This window comes from Frigidibacter sp. MR17.14, from assembly GCF_037095735.1.
In the GTDB taxonomy this organism is placed as follows: Bacteria; Pseudomonadota; Alphaproteobacteria; order Rhodobacterales; family Rhodobacteraceae; genus Frigidibacter.
Genome location: NZ_JBAWKD010000003.1, coordinates 661,593 through 684,536 on the forward strand (window position 1 = coordinate 661,593; position 22,944 = coordinate 684,536).

25 protein-coding genes and 1 other RNA gene are annotated in these 22,944 nt (G+C 71.7%); 11 read left to right on the forward strand and 15 right to left on the reverse strand.

The genetic code is table 11. From position 1 onward, the window contains the following. The first annotated feature begins 67 nt into the window (after positions 1-67). On the forward strand, positions 68-1,777 hold the full coding sequence (locus tag V8J36_RS11900) for a glycosyltransferase family 61 protein (protein ID WP_336467496.1): 1,710 nt from the start codon (positions 68-70) through the stop codon (positions 1,775-1,777). Between the two features lie 25 nt (positions 1,778-1,802). Here V8J36_RS11900 and V8J36_RS11905 read toward each other — a convergent pair whose 3' ends face one another. From V8J36_RS11905 to V8J36_RS11920, 4 genes are all read right to left on the reverse strand, one after another. Beyond that, a complete protein-coding gene (locus V8J36_RS11905; protein ID WP_336467497.1) occupies positions 1,803-2,786 on the reverse strand; it encodes an SDR family oxidoreductase in 984 nt (327 codons plus the stop codon). Positions 2,787-2,986: 200 nt separating this feature from the next. Next, the gene (locus V8J36_RS11910) at positions 2,987-4,363 is read right to left on the reverse strand and encodes an 8-oxoguanine deaminase (protein WP_336467498.1); all 1,377 of its coding nucleotides are present in this window, start codon (positions 4,361-4,363) and stop codon (positions 2,987-2,989) included. Continuing rightward, positions 4,353-5,171 carry an inositol monophosphatase family protein gene (locus tag V8J36_RS11915; RefSeq protein WP_336467572.1) on the reverse strand — a complete coding sequence of 273 codons (819 nt, stop codon included), beginning with the start codon at positions 5,169-5,171 and terminating at the stop codon, positions 4,353-4,355. The genes V8J36_RS11910 and V8J36_RS11915 overlap by 11 nt, the downstream gene beginning before the upstream one ends. 213 nt (positions 5,172-5,384) lie before the next feature. Then, positions 5,385-5,747 (reverse strand): helix-turn-helix domain-containing protein, encoded by a 363-nt coding sequence (locus V8J36_RS11920; protein ID WP_336467499.1) that lies wholly within the window; start codon positions 5,745-5,747, stop codon positions 5,385-5,387. 334 nt (positions 5,748-6,081) lie between these two features. Here V8J36_RS11920 and V8J36_RS11925 point away from each other — a divergent pair, with 334 nt between their 5' ends. Beyond that, positions 6,082-7,044, forward strand: a complete 963-nt coding sequence (locus V8J36_RS11925) for an NADPH:quinone oxidoreductase family protein (protein ID WP_336467500.1) — start codon at positions 6,082-6,084, stop codon at positions 7,042-7,044. 291 nt (positions 7,045-7,335) lie between these two features. On the opposite strand, the gene V8J36_RS11930 is transcribed toward V8J36_RS11925, so the two are convergent. Further along, positions 7,336-8,229 (reverse strand): LysR family transcriptional regulator, encoded by an 894-nt coding sequence (locus V8J36_RS11930; protein ID WP_336467501.1) that lies wholly within the window; start codon positions 8,227-8,229, stop codon positions 7,336-7,338. A gap of 118 nt (positions 8,230-8,347) precedes the next feature. Here V8J36_RS11930 and V8J36_RS11935 point away from each other — a divergent pair, with 118 nt between their 5' ends. From V8J36_RS11935 to V8J36_RS11945, 3 genes are all read left to right on the forward strand, one after another. Beyond that, a complete protein-coding gene (locus V8J36_RS11935; protein WP_336467502.1) occupies positions 8,348-8,590 on the forward strand; it encodes a DUF1127 domain-containing protein in 243 nt (80 codons plus the stop codon). A gap of 272 nt (positions 8,591-8,862) precedes the next feature. After that, positions 8,863-9,585, forward strand: a complete 723-nt coding sequence (locus V8J36_RS11940) for a Bax inhibitor-1/YccA family protein (RefSeq protein ID WP_336467503.1) — start codon at positions 8,863-8,865, stop codon at positions 9,583-9,585. 133 nt (positions 9,586-9,718) lie between these two features. After that, positions 9,719-10,582 carry a GNAT family N-acetyltransferase gene (locus V8J36_RS11945; protein WP_336467504.1) on the forward strand — a complete coding sequence of 288 codons (864 nt, stop codon included), beginning with the start codon at positions 9,719-9,721 and terminating at the stop codon, positions 10,580-10,582. Between the two features lie 58 nt (positions 10,583-10,640). Here the strand turns inward: V8J36_RS11945 and V8J36_RS11950 are convergent, their stop codons facing one another. The 9 genes from V8J36_RS11950 to V8J36_RS11990 form a co-directional block, all read right to left on the reverse strand. Next, entirely contained in the window at positions 10,641-11,171 is a 531-nt protein-coding gene (locus V8J36_RS11950; protein WP_336467505.1) for an AAA family ATPase, read from the reverse strand. A 95-nt stretch (positions 11,172-11,266) separates the two neighbouring features. Next, on the reverse strand, positions 11,267-11,434 hold the full coding sequence (rpmG, locus tag V8J36_RS11955; protein WP_336462347.1) for a 50S ribosomal protein L33: 168 nt from the start codon (positions 11,432-11,434) through the stop codon (positions 11,267-11,269). A 116-nt stretch (positions 11,435-11,550) separates the two neighbouring features. After that, an RNA gene (rnpB, locus tag V8J36_RS11960) (RNase P RNA component class A) lies at positions 11,551-11,958 on the reverse strand. A gap of 167 nt (positions 11,959-12,125) precedes the next feature. Further along, positions 12,126-12,797, reverse strand: coding sequence for an N-acetylmuramoyl-L-alanine amidase (locus tag V8J36_RS11965; RefSeq protein ID WP_336467506.1), 672 nt, complete (start codon positions 12,795-12,797; stop codon positions 12,126-12,128). Continuing rightward, positions 12,794-13,606, reverse strand: coding sequence for a hypothetical protein (locus V8J36_RS11970; protein ID WP_336467507.1), 813 nt, complete (start codon positions 13,604-13,606; stop codon positions 12,794-12,796). The genes V8J36_RS11965 and V8J36_RS11970 overlap by 4 nt, the downstream gene beginning before the upstream one ends. 47 nt (positions 13,607-13,653) lie before the next feature. Next, positions 13,654-15,141, reverse strand: coding sequence for an Asp-tRNA(Asn)/Glu-tRNA(Gln) amidotransferase subunit GatA (gatA, locus tag V8J36_RS11975; RefSeq protein WP_336467508.1), 1,488 nt, complete (start codon positions 15,139-15,141; stop codon positions 13,654-13,656). Positions 15,142-15,145: 4 nt separating this feature from the next. Beyond that, positions 15,146-15,433, reverse strand: coding sequence for an Asp-tRNA(Asn)/Glu-tRNA(Gln) amidotransferase subunit GatC (gene gatC / locus V8J36_RS11980; RefSeq protein WP_336467509.1), 288 nt, complete (start codon positions 15,431-15,433; stop codon positions 15,146-15,148). Positions 15,434-15,542: 109 nt separating this feature from the next. Continuing rightward, on the reverse strand, positions 15,543-15,800 hold the full coding sequence (locus V8J36_RS11985; RefSeq protein ID WP_336467510.1) for a hypothetical protein: 258 nt from the start codon (positions 15,798-15,800) through the stop codon (positions 15,543-15,545). Then, positions 15,797-16,447 (reverse strand): hypothetical protein, encoded by a 651-nt coding sequence (locus V8J36_RS11990; RefSeq protein WP_336467511.1) that lies wholly within the window; start codon positions 16,445-16,447, stop codon positions 15,797-15,799. The genes V8J36_RS11985 and V8J36_RS11990 overlap by 4 nt, the downstream gene beginning before the upstream one ends. Positions 16,448-16,507: 60 nt before the next feature. On the opposite strand from V8J36_RS11990, the gene V8J36_RS11995 reads away from it, so the two are divergent. From V8J36_RS11995 to V8J36_RS12020, 6 genes are all read left to right on the forward strand, one after another. Continuing rightward, a complete protein-coding gene (locus V8J36_RS11995) occupies positions 16,508-17,203 on the forward strand; it encodes a metal-dependent hydrolase (protein WP_336467512.1) in 696 nt (231 codons plus the stop codon). Between the two features lie 143 nt (positions 17,204-17,346). Beyond that, positions 17,347-18,063 carry an alcohol dehydrogenase gene (locus V8J36_RS12000; RefSeq protein WP_336467513.1) on the forward strand — a complete coding sequence of 239 codons (717 nt, stop codon included), beginning with the start codon at positions 17,347-17,349 and terminating at the stop codon, positions 18,061-18,063. A gap of 1,018 nt (positions 18,064-19,081) precedes the next feature. Beyond that, the gene (locus V8J36_RS12005; protein ID WP_336467514.1) at positions 19,082-19,825 is read left to right on the forward strand and encodes a YoaK family protein; all 744 of its coding nucleotides are present in this window, start codon (positions 19,082-19,084) and stop codon (positions 19,823-19,825) included. Positions 19,826-20,035: 210 nt separating this feature from the next. Next, entirely contained in the window at positions 20,036-20,719 is a 684-nt protein-coding gene (locus V8J36_RS12010; RefSeq protein ID WP_336467515.1) for a phosphatidylserine decarboxylase, read from the forward strand. 6 nt (positions 20,720-20,725) lie between these two features. After that, entirely contained in the window at positions 20,726-21,505 is a 780-nt protein-coding gene (locus tag V8J36_RS12015) for a CDP-alcohol phosphatidyltransferase family protein (RefSeq protein WP_336467516.1), read from the forward strand. 3 nt (positions 21,506-21,508) lie between these two features. Next, positions 21,509-22,123, forward strand: coding sequence for a class I SAM-dependent methyltransferase (locus tag V8J36_RS12020; RefSeq protein ID WP_336467517.1), 615 nt, complete (start codon positions 21,509-21,511; stop codon positions 22,121-22,123). Between the two features lie 300 nt (positions 22,124-22,423). Here V8J36_RS12020 and V8J36_RS12025 read toward each other — a convergent pair whose 3' ends face one another. Then, positions 22,424-22,879, reverse strand: coding sequence for a nucleoside deaminase (locus tag V8J36_RS12025; RefSeq protein ID WP_336467518.1), 456 nt, complete (start codon positions 22,877-22,879; stop codon positions 22,424-22,426). Positions 22,880-22,944: the final 65 nt, after the last annotated feature.

Below are 22,944 nucleotides of genomic sequence, written 5' to 3' on the forward strand. Positions count from 1 at the left end.
CCTTGACGCCCCGGCCCGGGCCGCGCAGCCTGCGGCCCGCGTGACGGGAACGAAGCAGAGGCCCGACTTGACCGAGATCGGAGCCCTGACCGCCGACGACATCTTCCTGCCCGGGGCAGATCCCGGGCTGGCCTTCTTCACGACCCCCGACCCTGTGCCGCAGCGCCTGACCGGCGGCCCGGCGGTCGAGGCGCTGTGTCTGGCCAGCGACTGGCCGCAGCGGCTGTCGGCGGTCGAGCACATGCTGCGCCAGCGCCGCCAGCGCAGTTTTCCCGACGGCCTGCGCTTCTGCACCCTGCCCGCCGTCGCGACCGACCTGCGCATCGCACAGGGCATCGTGACCCTTGGCGGCAAGGCGCTGTTCACGGGTGCGGCGGGCCTCAGGCTGCTGACGCGCCTCGGCCGACTGCCGGCCGCGGACCGCGCCCAGCCCTTCGAGCAGCTCCTGTCCGGGATCGGCGCCCGTGCCCGCGCGAACCCGCTGGACTTCGCGCAGGCGCCGCCCGCGGATCGCGCGCTCGATCTGGTGATCCCGGCGCGCAACCTGTTCAACTACTTCCACTTCACGACCGAGACGCTGCCGGCGCTGAGCCTCGTGTCCCGCCACGGCCTGACCGGGCGGATCGTGATTCACAGCCACAAGCCCGAAGAGGCGGGCTTCCTGCGCGACCAGATCGCGCGGCTCTACCCCGAACTCGCCGGACGGGTGGTGCTGTCGCATGGCGTGTTCGAGGCCGCGCGGGCGCTGATCCCCTTCGACACGACCTTCCTCTATCACCTCGCCCGCGATCCGCGGCTGGGCACCATCGACCGGATGGTGCCGGCCAGCCCGGACTGGATGCCGCGGCGGATGGCCGAGCGCAGCGTGAAGACGCTGCTGATGAACCGCTGCGAAGGCGCGCTGGCCGATCTGCGCGCCGATGTGCTGGCACGGCTGGGGCCGGTGGCGGGCGGCCGGCGGCTCTACGTCACCCGCCGCCCGGGACGGCGCGACCGGGCGGTGGTCGGCGGCACGGCCCTGCAGGCGATGCTGACGGATCTGGGGTTCGAGACGCTCGATTTCGAGGATCTCGACGCACTGGGTCAGGCCCGGGCGATGGCCGGGGCGGCGATCGTCGTCGCGGGGCATGGCGCGGGGCTTGCCAACATGCTGTTCTGCCCGCCGGACGCGCTGGTGGTGGAACTGTCGACGCTGCAGACGCTTCAGGCGCGGCTTGGCGATTTCAACGGGGTGGCACTGGCCTCGGGGGCGCGGCACCTGCATCTGGTCGTCGACCACGACTGGCCCGACCCGGCCGCGGTGCCCGATATCGACCGCGACGGCCATGTCGGGCAGCGGCTCGGCCCCGAGCAGATCGCGATCCTGCGCGCGCGGCTGCTGGCCGAGATCGACCCCGTGGCGCAGGCCAAGCGGCTGGCGCGGTTGCAGGCGCTGAACGACGCACGCGATTTCCCGGCGCTGCAGGCGGCGCTGGCAGAGGGGGCCGATTTCCTGCGGCATCTGCCAGAGGCGCAGGTCTGGGCGGCCAATGCCGCGCAGGCCCGCGGCGATGCACCGGCCGTGCTGGCGCATCTGGTGCAGGCGATGGCGCTGGCACCGCGCCGCGCCGGCCTCGTGCAGCGCACCCTGCTGGCCGCCCATCGCGCGCGCGATCGCGACCTCTTCGGACGGGCGGCGCTGGCGCTGTTCCGGGCGGACCCGGCGGGGGCCGCGGCGCTTTTTGCGCAGCGCGGCTGGGACGCGCGCGCGTTCCGGCCCGCGGGCGCGGAAGACTGACGAGCCCGCGGGACACCAAGGCCGCTCAGTGCACCGCGGCGCCGCCGGTGACACCGAGCGTCAGGCCGGTGATGTAGCTCGCCTCGCGCGAGGCGAGGAAGACATAGGCCCCGGCGCATTCCGCGGGCTGTCCCGCGCGGCCGATGGTGGTCGAGGCGCCGTGCTGCGTCAGGCTTGCCATGTCCTTGCCGCAGGCGGCCTGTAGCGGCGTCCAGATCGGCCCGGGCGCCACCGCGTTCACGCGCACCCCGGTGGCGATCGCCTGCTGCGACAGGCTTTCGGTGAAGGCGATCTCTGCCGCCTTCGACGCGGCGTAGTCGAGCAGCGTGCGCGAGGGGCGGAAGCCCTGGATCGAGGCGGTGTTGAGGATCGACGAGCCCGGCGGCATCAGCGTCAGCGCGGCGCGCGACAGCTGGAAATAGGCCAGCACGTTGGTCTTCAGCACCTCTTCGAACTGCTGCAGCGAGATGTCCTGGATCCCTTCCGAGGTCACCTGCTTCGAGGCGTTGTTGACGAGAAGGTCGAGCCCGCCCATCAGCGCCGCCGCGCGCCCGACGAGGCCCTCGGCGAAATCGCGGTCGGTCAGGTCGCCCGGGATCAGATGCAGCTCGGCCCCCTCGCTGGCGGCAAGCGCCTTCAGGTCCTGCGCATCGGCCTCTTCGGCGGGCAGATAGGCGATGGTCACCGCCGCGCCCTCGCGCCAGAAGGCGATGGCGACGGCCCGGCCGATGCCGCTGTCGCCGCCGGTCACCAGCGCACGGCGCCCGGTCAGACGGCCGGCACCGACATAGCTTTCCTCGCCATGATCGGGGCGCGGGACCATCGCGGCGGTGGCGCCGGGGGCGGGCTGGCTCTGCTCGGGGTAAGGCGGCAGCGGGTAGAGGCTGCGCGGGTCGACCAGGCTGGGGGCCGGCATCAGCGGCGGTGTCGCGCGGTCGGTCGGGGGGACAGACCGATTGACGGTCTCGGGGTGGTCCTGCTCGTGGCGCAGGGCGGTGTCGGGGGACATGGCCTTGGCTCCTTGGCGAATTCACTCGGGGCGTCAACGCCTTCGTCGCGCTGGCGTTCCCCCGGCGCCGTGGCTGCATGCCGTCGACCGCGCCCGCGCCTGCCAATGTCCCCGCCCCGAACCGGCCCCATCGCGGATGGCCCCCCTGCCGCCAGCCGGGCCAGCAACCGGTCGGGCGCGCGGGCGAACGGCGCGCGGTGTCAGCCCATCAGGCCGGCCGCCAGCCGGCGCTGGTCTTCCAGCACCCGCGGCAGGTCCACGCTCTGCAGATGGCCGTCGCGCACGATCTGGCGCCCCTCGACGATGACATGGCGCGGGCGCGCGGCCCCGGCCAGCGGCAGCGCCGCCGGGTCCCAGCTGCCGGCCGTCTCGACCCCGTCGACGGGCCACAGCGCCAGATCCGCCCGCGCCCCCACCGCGATCCGCCCGCAATCGGGCCGGCCCAGCGCCTGCGCGCCGCCACGGGTCGCGATCCACAGCGCCTCGCGCGCGCTCATCGCATCGGCCCCGCGGGAGACCCGCGCCAGCAGCATCGCCATCCGCGCCTCGGAGGCGATCTGGCCGCCGTCGTTCGAGGCCGAGCCGTCGACCCCCAGCGCCACCGTCACGCCAGCGTCGCGCATTGCCCGAACGGGGGCGATGCCCGAGCCGAGCCGGCAGTTCGAACAGGGGCAATGCGCGACGGCGGTGCCGCTGCGCGCGAAGAGCGACACCTCGCCCGCATCCAGCTTGACGCAATGGGCATGCCAGACATCGCTGCCGGTCCAGCCCAGATCCTCGGCATACTGGCCGGGGCGGCAGCCGAAGCGGGCCAGCGAATAGGCCACGTCCTCGTCGTTCTCGGCCAGGTGGGTGTGCAGCCGCACCCCCTTGTCACGGGCCAGCAGCGCGGTGTCGCGCATCAGCTCGCGGCTGACCGAGAAAGGCGAACAGGGCGCGAGGCCCACGCGGATCATCGCGCCTTCGGAGGGGTCGTGGAAGGCATCGACCACGCGGATCATGTCCTTCAGGATCGCGGCCTCGGGCTCGACCAGCGCATCGGGGGGCAGCCCGCCCGCGCTTTCGCCGATCGACATCGCCCCGCGGGTCGGATGGAAGCGCAGCCCGATCTCGCGCGCGGCCTCGATCGTGTCGTCGAGCCGGGCCCCGTTCGGGTAGAGGTAGAGGTGGTCCGAGCTCATCGTGCAGCCCGACAGCGCCAGTTCGGCCAGCCCGGCAAGGGCCGAGACGCGCATGTGCTCGGGCCCCATCCGCGCCCAGATCGGGTATAGCGTGCGCAGCCAGCCGAACAGCAGCGCGTCCTGCGCCGCCGGCACCGCGCGGGTCATCGTCTGGTAGAGGTGGTGGTGGGTGTTCACCAGCCCTGGGGTGACCAGCAGGCGCCCGGCCTCGATCACCTCGCCCGCGGTCGTCAGCCCCTGCCCCAGCGCGGCGATCCGGCCGTCACGCAGCAGGATGTCGAGCCCGGCATACTCGGCCCCGAAGGCGCCGCGGCGGCCGCTGCCGTCCATTGTCAGAACATGCGCCGCGCCGCGGATCAGGATCTCGCGGCGCGCCGGCGCGGGGTCAGCCGCCATAGGCCAGCAGCATCTGGCGCGACAGCAGGGTCAGCGCCTCTTCGTGGATCTCGCGGTTCGCCGCGGCGATCACCCGGCCGCCCTCCTGCGCGGGGCCGCCGCGCCAGTCGGTGACGATGCCGCCCGCCGCCTCGATCACCGCGATCGGGGCCTGGATGTCATAGGCCTGCAGCCCGGCCTCGATCACGAGGTCGATCTGGCCCGCGGCCAGCAGCGCATAGGCATAGCAGTCCATCCCGTAGCGGGTCAGCCGCGCCTTCTTCGACACCGCCTGGAAGGCCGCGCGCTCTTCGGGCGAGCCGACCTCGGGATAGGTGGTGAACAGGATCGCCTCGGCCAGCGGCCGGGCGGGACGCGTCTTCAGGCCACGGGCGCCGTGCGGGCCGGTCATCTCGGCCAGGCCCAGCCCGCCGACGAAGCGTTCGGTCGTGTAAGGCTGGTCGATCACGCCCAGCACCGGGTGGCCTGAGGCGTCGGCGACGGAAATCAGCACCCCCCAGGTCGGCGTGCCGGACATGTAGCCCCGCGTGCCGTCGATCGGGTCGAGCACCCAGGTCAGGCCCGAGGTCCCGGCGCTGCGGCCGTGTTCCTCGCCCAGGATCGCGTCGTCGGGGCGCAGGCGGCCCAGCACCTCGCGCATCGCGGTCTCGGCCGCACGGTCGGCGACGGTGACCGGATCGAAGCGCTGCGTCTCCTTCGAGATCGCGTCGAGCGTGGCCGAACGGAAGTGCCGCATCGTCTCGATCCGCGCGGCCTCGGCCGCGGCATGGGCGGCGGCGATCAGCTCGGCGCGCAGCGGGTCGGCCATCGGGTCGCTGCCCGCGGATCGCTTGCCATCGGTCTCGGTCATCGGCTGTCTTCCCCCGCTCGCCTCTGACCCCGGCCTAGCGCCCTTCGCCGCAGCGCGTCAAGCAGCGCCCATGGGGCGCGCGGGGCTCGGCCGTTGCAAAATGCAAACGCCGCCGACCCGGGCGGGAGTCGGCGGCGCAGGGACGTCACACGAGGCGCGGTGGGGCCCGCCTCACGCCACGTCGGACAGCACGCGGGCCAGTTCGAACAGGCGCCGGCGCTGGTTCTCGGGGATCGAGTAATACGAGCGCACGAGTTGCAGGGCCTCTTTGTCCGAGAGGATGTCCCCCTCGACCGCCTCGACGGGTTCCGCAGAGGTTTCAAGACCTTCGAAGAAGAACGAGATCGGCACGCCGGTGACTTCGGCGATATCCCAGAGGCGAGAGGCCGAGACGCGGTTCATGCCGGTCTCGTATTTCTGGATCTGCTGGAAGCGGATCCCGACCTTCTCGGCCAGCTGTTGCTGCGTCATGCCGATCATCCAACGGCGGTGCCGGATACGCCTGCCGACATGCACGTCCACCGGATGCTTCATCTTTGTCTTCTCCAGTCCTGCCTAGTCCCCCGGAAGCCCTTCCGGCGGCGCCATGTGGTTGTCATTACGCGTGAACAGCCCGGCACTCACTCCGGCGGGATTCCGCAACGTCAGAGGGCAAATCCGGCCCGCGGTCCCGTACACTCGTTTGCACGCACATTGCCCTGCGCAACAACCGCTGCGAAACGAATTCCGCCGATTCACCTTTGCACGAACCCAAAACCGCCGGCTCCTTTGCAAATTGCAATGTGAAGCCTGCCGTGGCGGAAGCACGGGCGTGCGAGGGGGCAAGAAATGGGTTCCGGGCGGGAATCCGATTCGCAGGAGACACGCATTGCGCGCATTCAGACTGACCGCAACCGGAACGCCCCCCGGGCTTCATCAGATCGACCGCCCCGCCCCCGGAAAGGGCGAGGTGCTGGTTCGCATCGCCGCCTGCGGGCTGAACTTCGCGGACACGCTGATGGTCAAGGGCACCTACCAGGACATCCCGCCGCTGCCCGCGACGCTGGGGCTGGAACTGGCCGGCACGGTCGAGGCTCTGGGCCCCGGCGTCACGGCTCCGGCGCCCGGAACGCGGGTCGCGATCTCGGCCGGACATGGCGGGCTGGCGGAGTACGGCGTGTTCCCGGCCGCGCTCTGCGTGCCCCTGCCCGACGCGATGAGCTTCGAGACCGCGGCGGGCTTCCAGATCGCCTATGGCACCTCGCATCTGGCGCTGACCCGCGCCGGGCGGCTGCAGCCGGGCGAGACGCTGGTGGTGACCGGGGCCGCGGGCGGCGTCGGGCTGACCGCGGTCGAGATCGGGGCGCAGATGGGGGCGCGGGTGATCGCCGTCGCCCGCGGCGCCGAGAAGCTGGCGCTGGCCCGCGCCGCGGGCGCGGAGGTCACGCTCGAGGCCGAGGGCACCGACCTGCGTGCGGCGGTCAAGGATCTGGGCGGGGCTGACGTCGTCTACGAGACCGTCGGCGGGCCCGGGTTCGAGGGCCTCTTGCGCGCGCTGCGCCCCGAGGGGCGGATGCTGGCCATCGGCTTCGCCGGTGGCGAGGTGCCGCTGGTGAAGCCGAACCACCTGCTCGTGAAGAACATCAGCGTGATCGGCTTCTACTGGGCGGGCTACCGCAGCTTCGCTCCGGACGTGCTGCGCGCCTCGATGGCCGAGCTTTTCGACTGGTATGCCGAGGGCCGGCTCAAGCCGCATGTCGGCGCGGTGCTGCCGCTCGAGCGGGCGGCCGAGGGGCTCGAGCTGCTGATCAGCCGCCGCGCGACCGGGAAGGTCGTGGTAACGATGGGCTGAGGCCGTAGGGGCGCAGGTGCAGCGGCGCAGGCGGCGCGGGGCCAGAGGTCTTGCGCCAGAGGGTTCGGGCCGATGACCCAAGCCGGCGCATCTGCTGATGATCGACAAAGGTTGCTCCGCACCGTGGCCGCCCGTCGGCCCATCGCCGTGACCAGTCACCGACCGCCGACCTGGCCCAGTTGACGTGCGCCACCGCTCGGCACGGCCGAAAGCCGTTCTGACGCCGCGCCCCTCGGGAACGGCGCAGCGTGTCGGCTCACAGGTCGACGAGGCCCCTGCGCCCCGCGTGGCTCAACTGGCCAGTGCGAGGTCCATGACCCCGGCGGCGCCGCCCGCGCAGACATAGCCGCAGCGGATCAGCTCCTTCAGCCGCTCTGCCGCGCGTCCGGGCACGACGCCCGCGTCGTAAAGGCAGATCTGCGTCTCTCCCAGCGCCGGCAGGGCATTGCCGCTGTCGATCGGCGCGCAGCCGGCAGGCATCGTGCCGCGCATCCGCACCGTCACCGCCAGATCGGCGGCGGTCGTGGCCTCCATCACGTTCTCGGACTGGCCCGAGAAGGCGATCTCCCACGGGATCCCCGCCGCGTCGAGCGCGGCCATAGCGCGGGGCCGGAACATGCAGGCCTCCTCGAAGGCCAGCCGCAGCGGGCGCGTCTGCCAGGCGGTGCCGTCCACGGCGCCGATCCAGACCATCTCGCGCGTCGCCAGCACCTCGGCCCCCTCGGCGGGATGCTCTTCGGTGGTCAGCATCAGGTCCAGCTCGCCGCGCTGGAACTGCTCCTTCATCCTCAGCGTGAAGGACGACACGAGCGAAACCCGGACCCGCGGATATTCCTGCGCCAGCCGCTTCAGCACCGCCGGGATCAGCGGGTAGACGATGTCATGGGGCACGCCCAGCCGGATCTCGCCCTCGAAGGCATCGGTGGTCAGCCGCCCCAGCGCCTCGTCGTTCAGCGCCAGCATCCGCCGCGCGTAGCCAACCAACTGCTCGCCCTCTGGCGTCAGCGACAGGCGGCGCTGCACGCGGGTGAACAGCTCGACCCCCAGCCCCTCTTCCAGCCGCTTGATCTGCATCGAGACCGCGGATTGCGTCAGGTTCAGCAGCCCCGCCGCCCGCGTCACCCCGCGCAGGTCGGCGACAGTCACAAGGCTGCGCAGCGCGGCGAGATCGAGATTGCGGGGCATCATCACCTCCTGTGATCCATGACCGAACGATCATTCATTTCCATAATCAAGCACAGAGGCGCATCTTCATCAAGAGACCTGATGGACATTCGACAGATCATCACAGGAGGACCACATCATGCGCCCCATCCACCTTCCCCGGACCCTGCCCCACGGCGCGTCCCGTCCGCACGGCCTGCGGCTGCCCCGCCTTTCGGCGCTGCTGATGCGGCTGTCGGGCCTGCGCGCGCTGCGCCGCCAGCGCCGCGCTCTGGCCCTGCTCGACCCGCATCTGCTGCGCGATGTGGGACTTGGCCCCGAACAGGCGGCCCGCGAGGCCGAGCGGCCGCTTTGGGATGCGCCGGCGCACTGGCGGCGCTGAGCCGCGCCTGCCCCGCGAAACCGCCCTCAACGCCCTCACCGCGCGCGCGATGGCGCCCCGGGCCGGCCGAAACCATGCCCCCGGCCTGCGACCGGCCGTCGCAGGGGGCGGCCGGTTTTCACGGATTCTCGGCAAAAGGTGAGAAACGATCGTGGTTTTGCGGGGATTTCCGGACCGCGGGTTCTTGAACGGAATGCATTGGTTACCGATATTCCTCTGCGGGCGGGTCTACTTCGCGGGACCTGCAGGGACATAACGCAACGGAGGCATCCATGGCTGACTTGAACACGATGCGCGCCGGCCGGCTTGGAGCCGGTACGCTGCGCATCGACGAAGGACTGAAGGCGCATATGAACAAGGTCTACGGCACGATGTCCGTAGGCATGCTCATCACCGCGCTCGTGGCCTGGGCCGTCGGCACCAACGAGCAGATGCTGGCGATGATCTTCGGCACGCCGCTGAAGTGGGTCGTCATGTTCGCGCCGCTGATCGTGGTCTTCGCCTTCTCGGCGATGATCAACAAGATGTCGGCCGCGGCCGCGCAGCTGGTGTTCTACGGCTATGCCGCCCTGATGGGCCTGTCGATCAGCTTCATCTTCGCCGCCTACACCGGCGTGTCGATCGCGCAGACCTTCCTCGTCACCGCGATCGCCTTCGCGGGCCTGTCTCTCTACGGCTACACCACCAAGAAGGACCTGTCGGGCTTCGGCACCTTCCTGGTCATGGGCCTGATCGGCCTGATCGTGGCCTCGGTCGTGAACATCTTCCTCGCCTCGTCGGCGGTCGCCTTCGCGATCTCGGTGATCGGGGTGCTGCTCTTCGCGGGCCTGACCGCCTTCGACACGCAGAACATCAAGGTCACCTACCTGCAGCACGCGCAGTACGGCGACCAGGAGTGGATGGCGAAGTCGGCGATCATGGGCGCGCTGCAGCTCTACCTCGACTTCCTGAACATGTTCATGTTCCTGCTGCAGTTCCTCGGCAACCGCGAGTAACCCTCGCCCGACCGACGGCACGACATCCGGCCCCGGCTGCGCCCCCGCAGCCGGGGCCTTTTCGTTGCGCGGCCCCTGCCTTGCGTTCCGCGCCGCGCGGTGCTGGGCTGCGCCGCGGACAGGAGGACGGGCGATGCGGATACGCGAGGCGCAGGCCGGGGATGCCCCGGGGATGGCGGCGGTGCAGGCGGCGATCGCCGCGGCGCGGACCGGCATCGGGCGGGCCCCGGCCCCGGCGGATGCGGCCGGCGTGGCCGCGCGCTACCTCGATCATCCCGACCGGATCCGCTGCACTCTGGCCGAGGAGGGCGGGCGGATCCTGGGCTTCCAGTCGCTGCGCCTCGCCCGGGCCGGCAACCCCTACGGCACGCCGCCGGGCTGGGGGATCATCGGCACCCATGTCGCGCCGGACGCGGCGGGGCGCGGAATCGGGCGCGCGCTCTTCGCCGCGACCACCGCTGCGGCCCGCGCCGCGGGGCTGCAGCTGATCGACGCCTGCATCGGCGCGCAGAACGCGGCCGGGCAGGCCTTCTACGAGGCGCTGGGGTTCCGCGACTGGGCGACGGGGGACGGGACCGTCTCGAAGCTCTGCATCGTCCCGCGCGCAGCCCCTGCCCCCCACGCGCGCATCGCCCGCGCCAGCGTCGACCTGGCGGCCCTGATGCCGTTCTGGCGCGACGGGCTGGGGCTGGCCGAAATCGGCCGCTTCACCGGGCACGAGGGCTATGACGGGGTGATGCTGGGCCTGCCCGGCGCCGACTGGCATCTCGAGTTCACATGCCACCCGCACCATCCCCCGCCGCCACCGCCCGGACCCGAGAGCCTGCTGGTGCTCTACCGGCCCGAGCCTGCCGACTGGACGGCGGCGGTCGCGCGGATGACGGCGCAGGGCTTCGCCCCGGTGCCGGCCGCCAATCCCTACTGGGACCGCTGGGGCGTCACCTTCGAGGACCCCGAGGGCTGGCGCGCGGTGCTGGCCCGCCGCGCCTGGGACTGATCCCCCGGCAGGCGGCGCCCGCAGGGCAGGACAGGGTCAGGGCGCGCGCGGGGGGCGCTCAGGGAGCGGGCGGAAACGCCGACAGCAGCCGGCGCACCGCGCCCGGCGTGCCCAGCCGCAGCACCCGCCGCCCATCCTTCGCATTGGCCATCAGCAGCGACAGGTGGCGCTCGCGCGTGGCCGAGCGGGTCTTCACCGCAAAGACCGCAAGCTCTACGAACCCTCGGCGGAAGCTTTCCTCGCAGCCCTCGGGTAGGTCGGGGCGCGGCGTGCCGTGGCGGCTGGCCAGCACGCGGGTCAGCAGGCGCACGAGGCGCAGGCCGATCGGAAGGTCGAGCCAGATGAGCATCTCGGCGGCCTCGGCGGCCTCGGGCTCGGTCCGGGCATAGTCGCCCTCGATCACCCAGGCGGGCTCGCGGCGCAGCTCGCGGCTCATCCAGTCGCGCTCGGCGCGGGGGCGCGCGGTCCAGCCCGGCGCCCAATGGATATGGTCGAGATGATGCACCGGCAGGCCAAGGCGCCGGCCAAGCTCGATCGCCAGCCAGGACTTCCCGGCACCGGGTCCGCCCACGATCAGGATCCGCTGCATCCGCCCCTCCCGCGGTCTTCCATGCCCCCGGCATACCCCCTGAAAGAAAAGGCCGCACCCTGCGGCGCGGCCCTGATCCCGGGGATCGGCAGATCTTACTTGATCTTGCCTTCCTTGTACTCGACGTGCTTGCGCACGACCGGGTCGTATTTGTTGACCGACATCTTTTCGGTCATGGTGCGGGCATTCTTCTTGGTCACGTAGAAGTGCCCGGTGCCCGCCGTCGAGTTCAGACGGATCTTGATCGTCGTCGGCTTCGCCATTTCTCTCTCCTGAGCCGGGCGCGCCTGACAGGCGGGCCCCTCGAATTCCTTGAAGCCCGCCTTTTACCCAAGCCGGGCCCCGAGTCAACCGCGAATCCGAAGCTTCGCGGGCAGTCTTGTGCGGGCAGCCTGTAAGCCGGATTCTGTCCCGGGGGTTGCCCCCCATGGATGACCATTCCTCTCGGCCCGCCCTTGCGGACGGGCTCCAGCTGCCAACCCGGGCCTCTCGGGTCGAAGCATCCCTGCGGCGGTATCGGTCACCCGACCAGCCCCGCGCGAGGCCCCTATTCGGCATTGCTCCGGGTGGGGCTTGCCGTGCCGTCCCTGTTGCCAGGTCCGCGGTGGGCTCTTACCCCGCCGTTTCACCCTTACCACGACCCGGGCGAACCCTTCGCGTGGCGGTCTCTTCTCTGTGGCGCTTTCCCTGGGGTCGCCCCCGCCGGGCGTTACCCGGCACCCTTGCTTCGTGGAGTCCGGACTTTCCTCGACGGGGTCGCCCCCGACGCGGTCATCCAGCCGCCCGCACAGCCGCCCCGCTACGCGCTCGGCCCGGCGGCGTCAAGCCGGGGGCTCTGCCCCCGCGCGCGGATCGCGCGCTCCCCCGGGATATTCGGACCAATGAGAAGGTCAATTTCTTGCTGGCGGAAATATCCCGGGGGGAGGCTCCGCAGGAGACGGGGGGCAGCGCCCCCTACCCGGCCGGCCAGAGGCGCGAAAGCTCTTCGGCAATCGCGGCATCGCGGCTGTCGACCGGGCCGGTCACGCCCGGGCGGAACCGCTGGCGGAAGGCGGCGAGGCGCTCTGCGGGTCGGACCTCGGCAGGGTAGCCAAAGGCCAGCAGGCAGCCGTCGGTGCCCGCCGGGTCGCCGCGGCGGTGCGGCGCATCGGCGGCCCCCGGCCAGACGGCAAGGCCCGCGCGCGCCAGCCTGCGCCAGTCGAAGCGCGGCCCCGGGTCGGCCTTGCGGTCGGGCGCCATGTCGGAATGGCCGATAACGCCCGCGGGCGGGATCGACCAGCGCGCAAGGATGCCGGCCAGCAGCGCCTCGAGCGCGTCGATCTGCCGCGCCGCGAAGGGCCGGTCGCCGCGGTTGTCGAGCTCGATCCCGATCGAGCGGGAATTCATGTCGGACAGCCCGCCCCAGCTGCCGGCCCCGGCGTGCCAGGCGCGGCGATTTTCGTCGACCAGCGCCTCGGCGCGGCCGTCCTCGCCGATCAGCCAATGGCAGGACACCTCGTGCGCCGGGTCGCAGAGCCGCGCGCTGGCGGCCTCGAAACTGTCCATCGCGGTGTAGTGCAGCACGACGAACGCGGGCCGCAGCCCATCGCGGCGCAGCCCGTGGTTCGGCGAGGGGAAGCCGGTCACCGTTTCTGGAACGGCCGCGGATCCCACAGGCAGGCATAGCCGTCGCCATCGGGATCGAGGTTGCCCGGATCGCGCTCGGGCCCGCCGCGCTTCAGGAACTCGATCTGCGCGAGATCCTGCGAGACGAAGCGACCGCAGTTGCGCTCGACACTCGAGATATGCAGGGACGAGCGCGGATAGACCTGCTCGCCCAGCTGGTTGCGGGCGTTGACCGCGTATTCGACGATGTTCGGGCCGTTCTGGCTGCGCTGCGGCAGCGCGGTCGGCGCGATCTGCTGATAGGTCGCGGCATTCTGCTGGATGCGGTCGCGGTCAGCCTCGATCGAACGTTCAGAGGACACTGCCTTGAAGTCGTTCTCGGACGAGATGCCGCCGTTGTCGATCACCGGGCCGGGCGCGGCCTGCGCCGTGGGGTGGACGCCGGGTTGGGCTGCGGACATCGGCGCCGGCACGGGCTGAAGGGCGCTCTGCGGGCCCGGCACCGCCATCGGCGCGGCACTCGCCCCCGCACCTGCACCCGCCTCGGGGCCACGGCCCAACGCCTGCAGCGCCGCGGCACCGATGTCGCCATTGCCGCCGGCACCGGTCGCGGTCGGGGCCGCGGCACCGGTCATCTGCCCCTGCGGGCCGCCGTTCTGCACCAGCTGGCCATTGTAGCCGCCCTGCGGCGTGGCACGGCCGGTGTTCTGCGCCATGTAGCTGCCGTAGTCGCCGAAGCCCACGCCCGCGGCGTCATCCGGCTGGGTCGGGGCGCAGGCGGCGAGCGCCAGCATCGGCAGCAGCGCGGACAGGGGCAGGCGAAGGCTCATCATGGCAATCCCGGCAGGCGAAGGAAGGGAAAGGGCGTCGGGCGCCCTTACCACCATTTCGACGGTTTTGAAACGAAGCCCGCCGCGCGTTCAAGCACGTAGGCGTGATTGAGAAGGTCACCCTCCTCCCACGGCCGGCCGATCAGCTGCAGGCCCAGCGGCATGCCCTTCTCATCCAGCCCGACCGGCACCGAGACGCCCGGCAGACCCGCAAGGTTCACCGTCACCGTGAAGACGTCGTTCAGATACATCTCGACCGGCGAATGGTCCTGCATCTCGCCGATCCCGAAGGCCGAGGACGGCGTCGCCGGGGTCAGGATCGCGTCGATGCCCTTTTCGAAGGCCTGTTCGAAATCGCGCTTGATCAGCGCGCGGACGCGGCGGGCGCGGTTGTAATAGGCATCGTAGAAGCCCGCGGACAGCACGTAGGTGCCGACCATGATCCGGCGCTGCACCTCGGGGCCGAAGCCCTCGGCGCGGGTCTTCTCGTACATCTCGGTGATGCCGTCGCCCTGCCCCAGCTTGGCGCGGTGGCCGTAGCGCACGCCGTCATAGCGCGCGAGGTTCGACGAGGCCTCGGCCGGCGCGATGACGTAATAGGCCGGCAGCGCGTATTTGGTGTGCGGCAGCGAGATGTCGACGATCTCGGCGCCCGCGTCCTTCAGCATCGCGATGCCGTCGTCCCAGAGCTTCACGATCCCGGCGTTCAGCCCGTCGAGCCGATACTCCTTCGGAATGCCGATCCGCTTGCCGCGGATGTCGCCGGTCAGCGCCGCCTCGAAATCCGGGACCGGGATATCGGCGCTGGTCGAATCCTTCGCGTCCGGGCCCGCCATCGCGCCCAGCAGGATCGCGGCGTCGCGCACCGACTTGGTCATCGGCCCGGCCTGATCCAGCGACGAGGCATAGGCGATGATCCCCCAGCGCGAGACGCGGCCGTAGGTCGGCTTGATGCCGGTGATGCCCGCGAAGGCCGCCGGCTGGCGGATCGAGCCGCCGGTGTCGGTGCCGGTCGCGGCCAGGCACAGGTCGGCGGCCACCGCGGCGGCCGAGCCGCCCGACGAGCCGCCGGGCGTCAGCTGCGTCGCATCGCCCGTGCGCTTCCACGGGTTCACCGCCGGGCCATAGCAGGTGCTTTCGTTCGACGAGCCCATGGCGAACTCGTCCATGTTCAGCTTGCCGAGCATGACCGCGCCCGCGTCGAACAGCTGCGCGGTGACGGTCGATTCGTATTCCGGCTTGAACCCCGCGAGGATCTTCGAGGCCGCCTGCGAGGGCACGCCCTTGGTGCAGAACAGGTCCTTGATCCCCAGCGGGATGCCGCAGACCGAGGGCGCCTCGCCCGCGGCCAGCCGCGCATCGGCGGCGCGGGCTTGGCTCAGCGCGATCTCGGGCGTGTTGTGCACGAAGGCGTTCAGCGCGCCGCCGGCGTCGATCGCCGACAGGCAGGACATCGTCAGGTCTTCCGCGGTGATCTCGCGCTTGCGCAGACGGTCGCGGGCCTCGGCGATGGTCAGGGTGTTCAGTTCGGTCATCGTCTTATTCCACCACCTTCGGAACCGCGAAGAAGCCCTCGCGCGCATCGGGCGCATTGGCGAGGATCTTTTCGGGCATGTTGCCATCGGTCACCGCGTCGACGCGGCGCTTCAGGCGCATCGGCGTCACCGAGGTCATCGGTTCGATCCCCTCGACATCGACCTCGTTGAGCTGCTCCATGAAGCCGAGGATGCCCGAAAGCTGCTCGGCCAGCACCGGCAGCTGCTCTTCCTTCACGGCGATCCGCGCAAGCTGCGCGACGCGGCGGGCGGTGTCGATGTCGATGGACATGGGCCGGGCTCCTTCTGATCGGGGCGGGTTTACCGGCAGGGGCGGCACGCTGCAAGCGCGCCGAACAGCCCGCGCGCAAGATGGAACGGCCCGCCCGCGGGTCGCGGGCTCAGGCGCCAGGGACCAACCGGCGCTGGCCCGGCAGCGGCAGCAGGATCGCGAGGTCGCCCAGCGTGCGCAGCCCGATGGCCAGCGGCAGGCTGGCGGCCCTCGGGCCCGGCATCGGCGGGATCAGCGCCGCGGCGAAGACGACGCCCGACGCGAACATCCCGGTCCGGTGGCGGGTGCTCCACCGCGTGCCCAACCGCCCCTGCATCGGCAGCTTGCGGAACGGCTCGGCCAGCGGCGACAGCAGGATCCCGGTCATCTGTCCCCTCGCCTTGCCGCGACATGGCGGCCATGGACGCGGATCATCCAGCCCAGCATCGCCGCGTTCAGAAGGTGCCACAGGAAATGCGTGCCCAATGGCCAGTCCGCGCAGAGCGGGCCATCGAGGCTGCGGAAGGTGATCGAGACGATCAGCACCCCCGCCCCGATCGCCAGCCCCCGCGCCGTGGCCGACGCCTGCCGCACCAGCAGCGCGGCATAGATCAGGATCAGCACCGGCACCGGCGCATAGGCCGACGAGGACCCGAGCCCCGGGATCGCCGCCGCCAGCAGTGGTTCCGTCAGCCGCGCGAAGGGCAGGAAGGCCAGCGCCGCCAGCGCCGCGCCCCACCACGGCAGGCGCAGGAAGTCGCGGCTGGCCGCGAAGACATAGGTCAGGATGAAAAGCAGGATCGGCCCCACGTCGGCGGCCGAGGCCCAGCGCGTCGCATGGGTGTGGAACAGCCAGGACCCGATCCCGATCGCGACAAGGATCGCGCAGAGCAGCCGCCCGATCCCCCGCGCCTGCCGCCAGACCAGCAGTGCCGCGGCAAGGAAGGCGAGGTTGGTCAGCGCGTTGACCGGCTCTGACCAGTAGTCGAAGCCGGTCCGCTCGCAATAGGCATCGACCTGTGCGCCCCAGTCCATTTTCCTTGTCTCCCCGCCGCCCTATGGTCGCAGGGAGACTAACCGCAAGGAGATGACACGATGAAGATCACCTGGCTCGGACATGCCGGCTTCCGGATCGAGATCGAGGGGGCGGTGATCCTTCTCGATCCCTGGCTCAGCGGCAACCCGATGTTCCCGGCCGAGAAGCGCGCCGAGGCGATCGCGGGGGCGACGCACATCCTGCTGACCCACGGCCATGGCGACCACACCGCCGATGCGATCGGCATCGCGGCCGAGCTGTCGATCCCGGTCGTCGGCGTGCCGGAACTGGTGGGCTGGATGAAGGCCGCGAAGGGCGTCGAGAAGGGCATCGACTTCAACAAGGGCGGCACCGTCGATCTGGGCGGGGCGGCGGTGACCATGGTCATGGCCACGCATTCCTCGTCGGTCTCGACCGAGGCCGGGCCGCTCTACATGGGGACCGAGTCGGGCTACATGATCGCGGGCGAAGGCCATGTGATCTATGTCTCGGGCGATACCGACGTGATGGCCGACATGCAGATCTTCGCCGAGCTGCACGCCCCCGACATCGGCATCCTGTCCTGCGGCGGCCACTACACGATGGACATGAAGCGCGCGGCCTATGCGGCGAAGAAGTTCTTCGACTTCAAGACCGTGATCCCCTGCCACTACCGCACCTTCCCGCTGCTGGCGCAATCCGCCGCCCCGCTGGCCGAGGCGCTGCCCGGCGTCGAAGTGATCGAGCCCGAAGTGCTGAAGGCGATCACGCTCTGACGCTGTCCGGAAGCTGCCAAGGGGACGGCGCCGCCCGCGCGAGCGCCGCCCTCGTCTATCACGCCTTCGGCCCGCCGCTCGAGCGCCTGTCGCTCGAGCCGGTGGCGCTGCCCGCGCGGCCTTCGGGGGCGCTCAGGGTCGCCATGTGTCTGGCGCCGATCAATCCCTCGGACCTGATCCCGATCACCGGCGCCTATGCGCACCGGATCCAGCCGCCGCAGGTCGCGGGCTATGAGGGGCTGGGCCGGGTCATCGCCGCCCCCGCCGGGCACGCTGGGCTGCTGGGCCGGCGGGTGCTGCCGCTGCGCGGTCCCGGAACCTGGGCGCGGCATCTCGACTGCGACCCGGCGCTGGCGGTGCCGGTGCCCGAGGGGGTCGCGGACGAAGACGCGGCGCGGGCCTACATCAACCCGCTGGCGGCGCTGCGGATGATCGACCTCTGGCCGGTGGCGGGGCGGCAGGTGCTGCTGCTGGGCGCCGGATCGGGCTGTTCCGAGCATCTGGCCCGCGCCGCGCTGGCGGCCGGCGCCGCGGTCGTGGCCGGCGTGCACCGCAGCCCCGGCCGGGCGCGTCGGCTCGAGGCGCTGGGGGTGCGGGCGGTTCCGCTGTCGGACACGGGCACGATCCTCGACCTCGCGCGGAGCGGCGGGGTGACCTTCGACGCGCTGGGCGGACCGGTGGCGGGGGCGGTGCTCGACACGATGCCGCCCGGCGCGGCCTTCGTCGGCTACGGCCTGCTGACCGGCCAGCCGGTGCGCCCCTCGCGCCCGCCCCGCGCGGGCTTCCACCGCTTCCACCTGCGCGACAGCCTCGCCGGGCTGGCACCCGCCGACTGGCAGGCGATGATGCGGCGGGTCTAGCCGCTGCTGGCCGCGGGCGCGCTGCCCCCGGCCCGGATCTTCGCACTCGAGGACTGGCCCGCCGCCCTCGCCGAGGCCGCCCGCCCCGGCGGCGCCAAGGCGATGCTGCGCCTCGACTGACGCCGCGGAGGCACGCGCGCTTATCCGCCCCATGACCGCCCGACAGACGCGGGCTACACCGCGGTTCTGTGCGCACGAGGCCAGCCATCGCCCCGCCGCACGCGCATCGCGGCAGCTCGCGCGCGTTGATCGGCCAACCCGACGGGACGCGAAGCCGGAAGCAGCGCAGCGCGCACCACGCGCCGACGGGCACCCGACCCTCACCGGGGGCGATCCTGCCGGTTGGTCCGGGGCGGTCTCACATGTCGGCCCGCCCAGTGGCGACCGTCACGTGCGAGTGACAGCGGACAGCAGGTCGACAGGGCACAACCGATCAGCACACCGTGGGTACCGGCGAGATGACGCAGGCCCACCCCCGCGCCCTGCAAGGAAAGCGCCTCGTCCCCCGCAATAGCAGTGACACCTGCGGGGCAGCGCCGGGGATCGGCGCGGGCCCGCCCCGTCACAACGGACGTATCGGCGGAAGGATGGGGGATGGCGGGTCGGGACAGGACACATCGGGGTCGTTCGTCGACTCGGGCCGGGGCCTGCGCGGTCACCTTGCGACGAAGCACGGAACGGGCCACCGAACGGGCAGCGCCGCCTGTGCAGGACAGGTTGCGCACGCCATGGTGGCAAGTGGTTCGCGCGTGTCATCGCGCGCCGCAGGGCGGCCGCACCATCGCGACGACCCTCGCGACCGCGAAAGCGCCCCTGAACACGCTGCGCCTCATCGGACTGCCGCATCGGCAGGCCACGCAAGCGTGAAAGAAGGTAACCTTTGCAGGAGGATGAGCGGCCGGCCACCGATGACCCGCCCGCTCGGCGCCGCGCCGCCCACGACACAGCCAATGGTTGAAACCGGACCGCCGCGGCCCGACCATCAGGGCCTCCCTCCCCTTCGCCGCGAGACCCTGCAATGCCCTCGACGAGCTCCTCCCCGACCCTGCGCACCATGCGCCTCGCCGCCGCCCATCACCGCAGCCCGGCCTCGGACCGGCTGCTGGGCCTGACCCTCGCCGCCATCGCCGGCAGCCTGAACGCGGGCGGCTTCCTGCTGCTGTCGCAATTCACCTCGCACATGACCGGCCACCTCAGCCAGGTCGCGGGCGGCATCGTCGGCCAGAACCTGTTCCTGATCCTGGCAAGCCTCGGCGCGCTGGTCAGCTTCACCGCCGGCGCCGCCCTGTCCGCCGCGACCGTGGCCTGGGGCGAGCACCGGCGGCTCAGCCTGCGCTACGCGCTGCCGCTGGGACTGCAGGGGCTGCTGCTGGCCGCGCTGCCGCTGGTCGAGATGCTGCCCCCCGCGCAGGAGGGCAAGGCCGGTCTGCTGATCGTCAGCTTCGTCATGGGACTGCAGAACGCGACGATCACCCGGATCTCGGGCGCGCGGATCCGCACCAGCCACGCGACCGGTCTGATCACCGACATGGGGATCGAGATCGGCCGCTCGCTCTACCGGCTTGGCGCGCCGGGCTCGGGCGTTCATCCCGACGCGGGCAAGCTCGGGCTTTATACCGGGCTCGTGCTGGCCTTCATCGCGGGCGGCATCGCCGGCGCGATCGGCCACGGCGCCTATGGCTGGGCCTTCGCGATCCCGCCGGCGGTGGTGCTGCTGGTGCTGGCGGTTTTGCCCCGCCCGCCGCGCCCCGCCCGCGGCTGAGCGCCAAGCTGGGCGGCGCCCCGCGCGATCGCAGGCCTCGGGCCCCGGAGAAGCCCCGCCGGCTGATGCCCCGCCTGCAGGCACCCGCCCGCGCCGCACCGCGCCTTTGCCACCGGTGCGACGCCCGGCGCTTGCATCCCCGGCCCGGTCGCTTAGGAAGGACGGCGACAGGTGCCGATCCCGGCGCCGCCCCCGGAGGACGGACCAGACATGCGGATGAGCGACACCTTCCTGAAGCCGATGCACCCCGAGGGCTGGCGCTTCGTCCCGGTGTTCGCCGTCGTCACGGCGCTGCTCTTCTGGCTGTGGGAGCCGCTGGGCTGGCTGGGCGTGCTGCTGACCGTCTGGTGCTACTACTTCTTCCGCGACCCCGAGCGCGTCTCGCCCGCCCGCCCCGGTCTGGTGATCAGCCCCGCCGACGGGATCGTGTCGATGATCGAGCCCGCGGTGCCGCCGGCCGAGCTGGGCATGGGCCCCGAACCGCTGACCCGGATCTCGGTCTTCATGTCGGTGTTCAACTGCCATGTGAACCGCTCGCCCTGCGCGGGCGAAGTCACCGCGATCGCCTATCGGCCGGGCAAGTTCCTGAACGCCTCGCTCGACAAGGCCAGCGTCGACAACGAGCGCAACAGCCTTGCCATCCGCCTGCCCGACGGGCGCCAGCTGGCGGTGGTGCAGATCGCGGGCCTCGTGGCGCGGCGGATCCTGTGCTTCGTCAAGGTCGGCGCGCCGCTGGCCGCGGGCGAACGCTTCGGGCTGATCCGCTTCGGCTCGCGTCTCGACACCTACCTGCCGCCGGGCGTGCCGCCGCTGGTGCGCGTGGGCCAGACGATGGTCGCGGGCGAAACGGTGATGGCCGATCTGGCCGCGCATCCCGCCCCCCCCGCCGGCTGATCCGCGATGCGCCCGATCCGCCGCCGCCCGATCGCCCGCGACTTCTCGCTTCTGCAGCTGCTGCCGAACATCCTGACGGTGACGGCGATCTGCGCCGGCCTCACCTCGATCCGCTTCGGGGTGCAGGGCAATCACCTGCTGGCGGTCGAACTGATCTTCTTCGCGGCGCTCCTCGACGGGGTCGACGGCTCGCTCGCGCGGCTTCTGAAGTCGAACAGCCGGATGGGGGCGGAACTCGACAGCCTTGCCGATTTCCTGAACTTCGGGGTGGCGCCGGGGCTGCTGGTGTATTTCTGGGCGCTGCAGGACATGCGCTCGGCCGGCTGGATCTCGGTCCTTGCGCTGGCGGTCTGCTGCGTGCTGCGTCTGGCGCGGTTCAACGTCGCGATGAAGTCCGAAGACGAGGCTCCGGGCCCGCGCCTGCCGCCCGGCTATTTCATGGGCGTGCCCTCGCCGGCCGGCGCCCTGCTGGCGATGCTGCCGATGTACATCTCCTTCGCCTTCACCGCGCCCGGCGCCAATCATGAACCGGTCGTGCCCGGCATCCTGATCTGCGGCTGGCTGGTTCTGGTGGGCCTGCTGATGATCTCGCGCATCCCGACATGGTCGCTGAAGGCGGCACGCGTCGGACGCGAGAACGTGAAATTCCTGCTGGTCGGCGTCGCCGTCGCCGGTGCCGCGCTGCTGACCTACCCCTGGGAGACGCTGATCCTGCTCTGCCTCGCCTATGCTGCGATGGTCGGCCTTGCCGCCGCCCGCCCGCCTCGCCGCCGGAGCCGCGACTGACCGATGGATCTCTCGGCGATTTCGACGAGCTACGCGCGCTGGGCGCGCGTCTATGACCAGAGCTTTGGTGCCCTCACCCATCCGGGGCGGCGCCGCGCGGTCGAATGGATCAACGCCCGCGGCGGCCGCGTGCTCGAGGTGGGGGTCGGCACCGGCCTGTCGCTGCCGTTCTACGGCCCCGAGACCCGCGTCACCGGCATCGACTTCTCGCAGGAGATGCTGGCCCGCGCCCGCGACCGGGTGCGGCGCGACCGGCTGACCTCGGTCGAGGGGCTGGAGCGCATGGATGCCCGCGCGCTGGCCTTCCCCGATGCCAGCTTCGACGTGGTCACTGCCATGCATGTCATGTCCGTGGTGCCCGAGCCCGAGCGGGTGATGGCCGAGATCGCCCGCGTCTGCCGCCCCGGCGGCCACGTGGTGATCACCAACCACTTCAAGACCGAGACCGGCCCTCTGGCCTGGGCCGAGCGGCGGACCGCCAGCCTTGCCGACCATCTCGGCTGGCATTCGGACTTCGAGATCGCGCGCGTGACCGCGACCCCGGGGCTTGAGCTGATCGAGTCCCGCCCGCTGCCGCCGATGCGGATGATGACCTTCCTCGCCTTCCGCCGGGTCTGACAGCGCGTCCTTGCGAGTCAGGAGCCCGACCCGGACGGCGGGCCGCAGGCGCGGTGGCAGTGCGGGGCGCCCTTCGGCGACAATCTTCCGCGGCGACCTTGCACGAAGGCCTTGCGCGACGGGGGCCACGCCCGCCAGCGGCGTGACCCTGCGCGGAGGACGCGCCCCGCGCCGACGCCCGGACCTCTGGGGCGGGCAGTGATCCTTCACACACGCAAGGGGCTTTGGCGGCAGACGCCCTGCCGGCACCGCCGCCCGCTCGACGCCCGTTCCGGGGCCAAGCGGCCCAACCCGGCGGGTTCAGCGCCGGGCGGCGAAGAACGCCTTCAGCAGCGCCTCGGCCGGGGCGCGCGAGATGCCGTCATAGACCTCGGGCGCATGGTGGCACTGCGGATGCGCGAAGACCCGCGCGCCCTGCGCCACCCCGCCCGATTTCGGATCCGCCGCCCCGTAATAAAGCCGCGCGATCCGCGCATAGCCGATCGCGGCCGCGCACATCGGACAGGGTTCCAGCGTGACCCAGAGATCATGGCCCGGCAGGCGCTCGGACCCGGCGGCGGCGCAGGCGGCGCGCAGGGCCAGCAGCTCGGCATGGGCGGTGGGATCGGCCAGTTCGCGGGTGCGGTTGCCGGCCTGCGCCACGACGCGCCCGCCCGGCGCCACCACGACCGCGCCCACCGGCACCTCGCCGCGCGCGCCCGCGGCCTGCGCCTCGGCCAGCGCGATCTGCATGAAGGAGGTGAAGGCGGGTTCCATCCCCCGCTCATCGCAGAGCCGCCCGCGCCGGGCAAGGGCCGCACGGGCGCCTGCCCCGGGAGGTC

Excerpts from the sequence above, each read along its gene's own strand:
- V8J36_RS11905 (WP_336467497.1), bottom strand. The coding sequence starts at position 2,786 with ATGTCCCCCGACACCGCCCTGCGCCACGAGCAGGACCACCCCGAGACC.
- V8J36_RS11910 (WP_336467498.1), bottom strand. The coding sequence starts at position 4,363 with ATGGCGGCTGACCCCGCGCCGGCGCGCCGCGAGATCCTGATCCGCGGC.
- V8J36_RS11915 (WP_336467572.1), bottom strand. The coding sequence starts at position 5,171 with ATGGCCGACCCGCTGCGCGCCGAGCTGATCGCCGCCGCCCATGCCGCG.
- V8J36_RS11920 (WP_336467499.1), bottom strand. The coding sequence starts at position 5,747 with ATGAAGCATCCGGTGGACGTGCATGTCGGCAGGCGTATCCGGCACCGC.
- V8J36_RS11930 (WP_336467501.1), bottom strand. The coding sequence starts at position 8,229 with ATGCCCCGCAATCTCGATCTCGCCGCGCTGCGCAGCCTTGTGACTGTC.
- V8J36_RS11935 (WP_336467502.1), top strand. The coding sequence starts at position 8,348 with ATGCGCCCCATCCACCTTCCCCGGACCCTGCCCCACGGCGCGTCCCGT.
- V8J36_RS11940 (WP_336467503.1), top strand. The coding sequence starts at position 8,863 with ATGGCTGACTTGAACACGATGCGCGCCGGCCGGCTTGGAGCCGGTACG.
- V8J36_RS11945 (WP_336467504.1), top strand. The coding sequence starts at position 9,719 with ATGCGGATACGCGAGGCGCAGGCCGGGGATGCCCCGGGGATGGCGGCG.
- V8J36_RS11950 (WP_336467505.1), bottom strand. The coding sequence starts at position 11,171 with ATGCAGCGGATCCTGATCGTGGGCGGACCCGGTGCCGGGAAGTCCTGG.
- rpmG (WP_336462347.1), bottom strand. The coding sequence starts at position 11,434 with ATGGCGAAGCCGACGACGATCAAGATCCGTCTGAACTCGACGGCGGGC.
- V8J36_RS11970 (WP_336467507.1), bottom strand. The coding sequence starts at position 13,606 with ATGAGCCTTCGCCTGCCCCTGTCCGCGCTGCTGCCGATGCTGGCGCTC.
- gatA (WP_336467508.1), bottom strand. The coding sequence starts at position 15,141 with ATGACCGAACTGAACACCCTGACCATCGCCGAGGCCCGCGACCGTCTG.
- gatC (WP_336467509.1), bottom strand. The coding sequence starts at position 15,433 with ATGTCCATCGACATCGACACCGCCCGCCGCGTCGCGCAGCTTGCGCGG.
- V8J36_RS11985 (WP_336467510.1), bottom strand. The coding sequence starts at position 15,800 with ATGACCGGGATCCTGCTGTCGCCGCTGGCCGAGCCGTTCCGCAAGCTG.
- V8J36_RS11990 (WP_336467511.1), bottom strand. The coding sequence starts at position 16,447 with ATGGACTGGGGCGCACAGGTCGATGCCTATTGCGAGCGGACCGGCTTC.
- V8J36_RS11995 (WP_336467512.1), top strand. The coding sequence starts at position 16,508 with ATGAAGATCACCTGGCTCGGACATGCCGGCTTCCGGATCGAGATCGAG.
- V8J36_RS12000 (WP_336467513.1), top strand. The coding sequence starts at position 17,347 with ATGTGTCTGGCGCCGATCAATCCCTCGGACCTGATCCCGATCACCGGC.
- V8J36_RS12005 (WP_336467514.1), top strand. The coding sequence starts at position 19,082 with ATGCCCTCGACGAGCTCCTCCCCGACCCTGCGCACCATGCGCCTCGCC.
- V8J36_RS12010 (WP_336467515.1), top strand. The coding sequence starts at position 20,036 with ATGCGGATGAGCGACACCTTCCTGAAGCCGATGCACCCCGAGGGCTGG.
- V8J36_RS12015 (WP_336467516.1), top strand. The coding sequence starts at position 20,726 with ATGCGCCCGATCCGCCGCCGCCCGATCGCCCGCGACTTCTCGCTTCTG.
- V8J36_RS12020 (WP_336467517.1), top strand. The coding sequence starts at position 21,509 with ATGGATCTCTCGGCGATTTCGACGAGCTACGCGCGCTGGGCGCGCGTC.
- V8J36_RS12025 (WP_336467518.1), bottom strand. The coding sequence starts at position 22,879 with ATGGAACCCGCCTTCACCTCCTTCATGCAGATCGCGCTGGCCGAGGCG.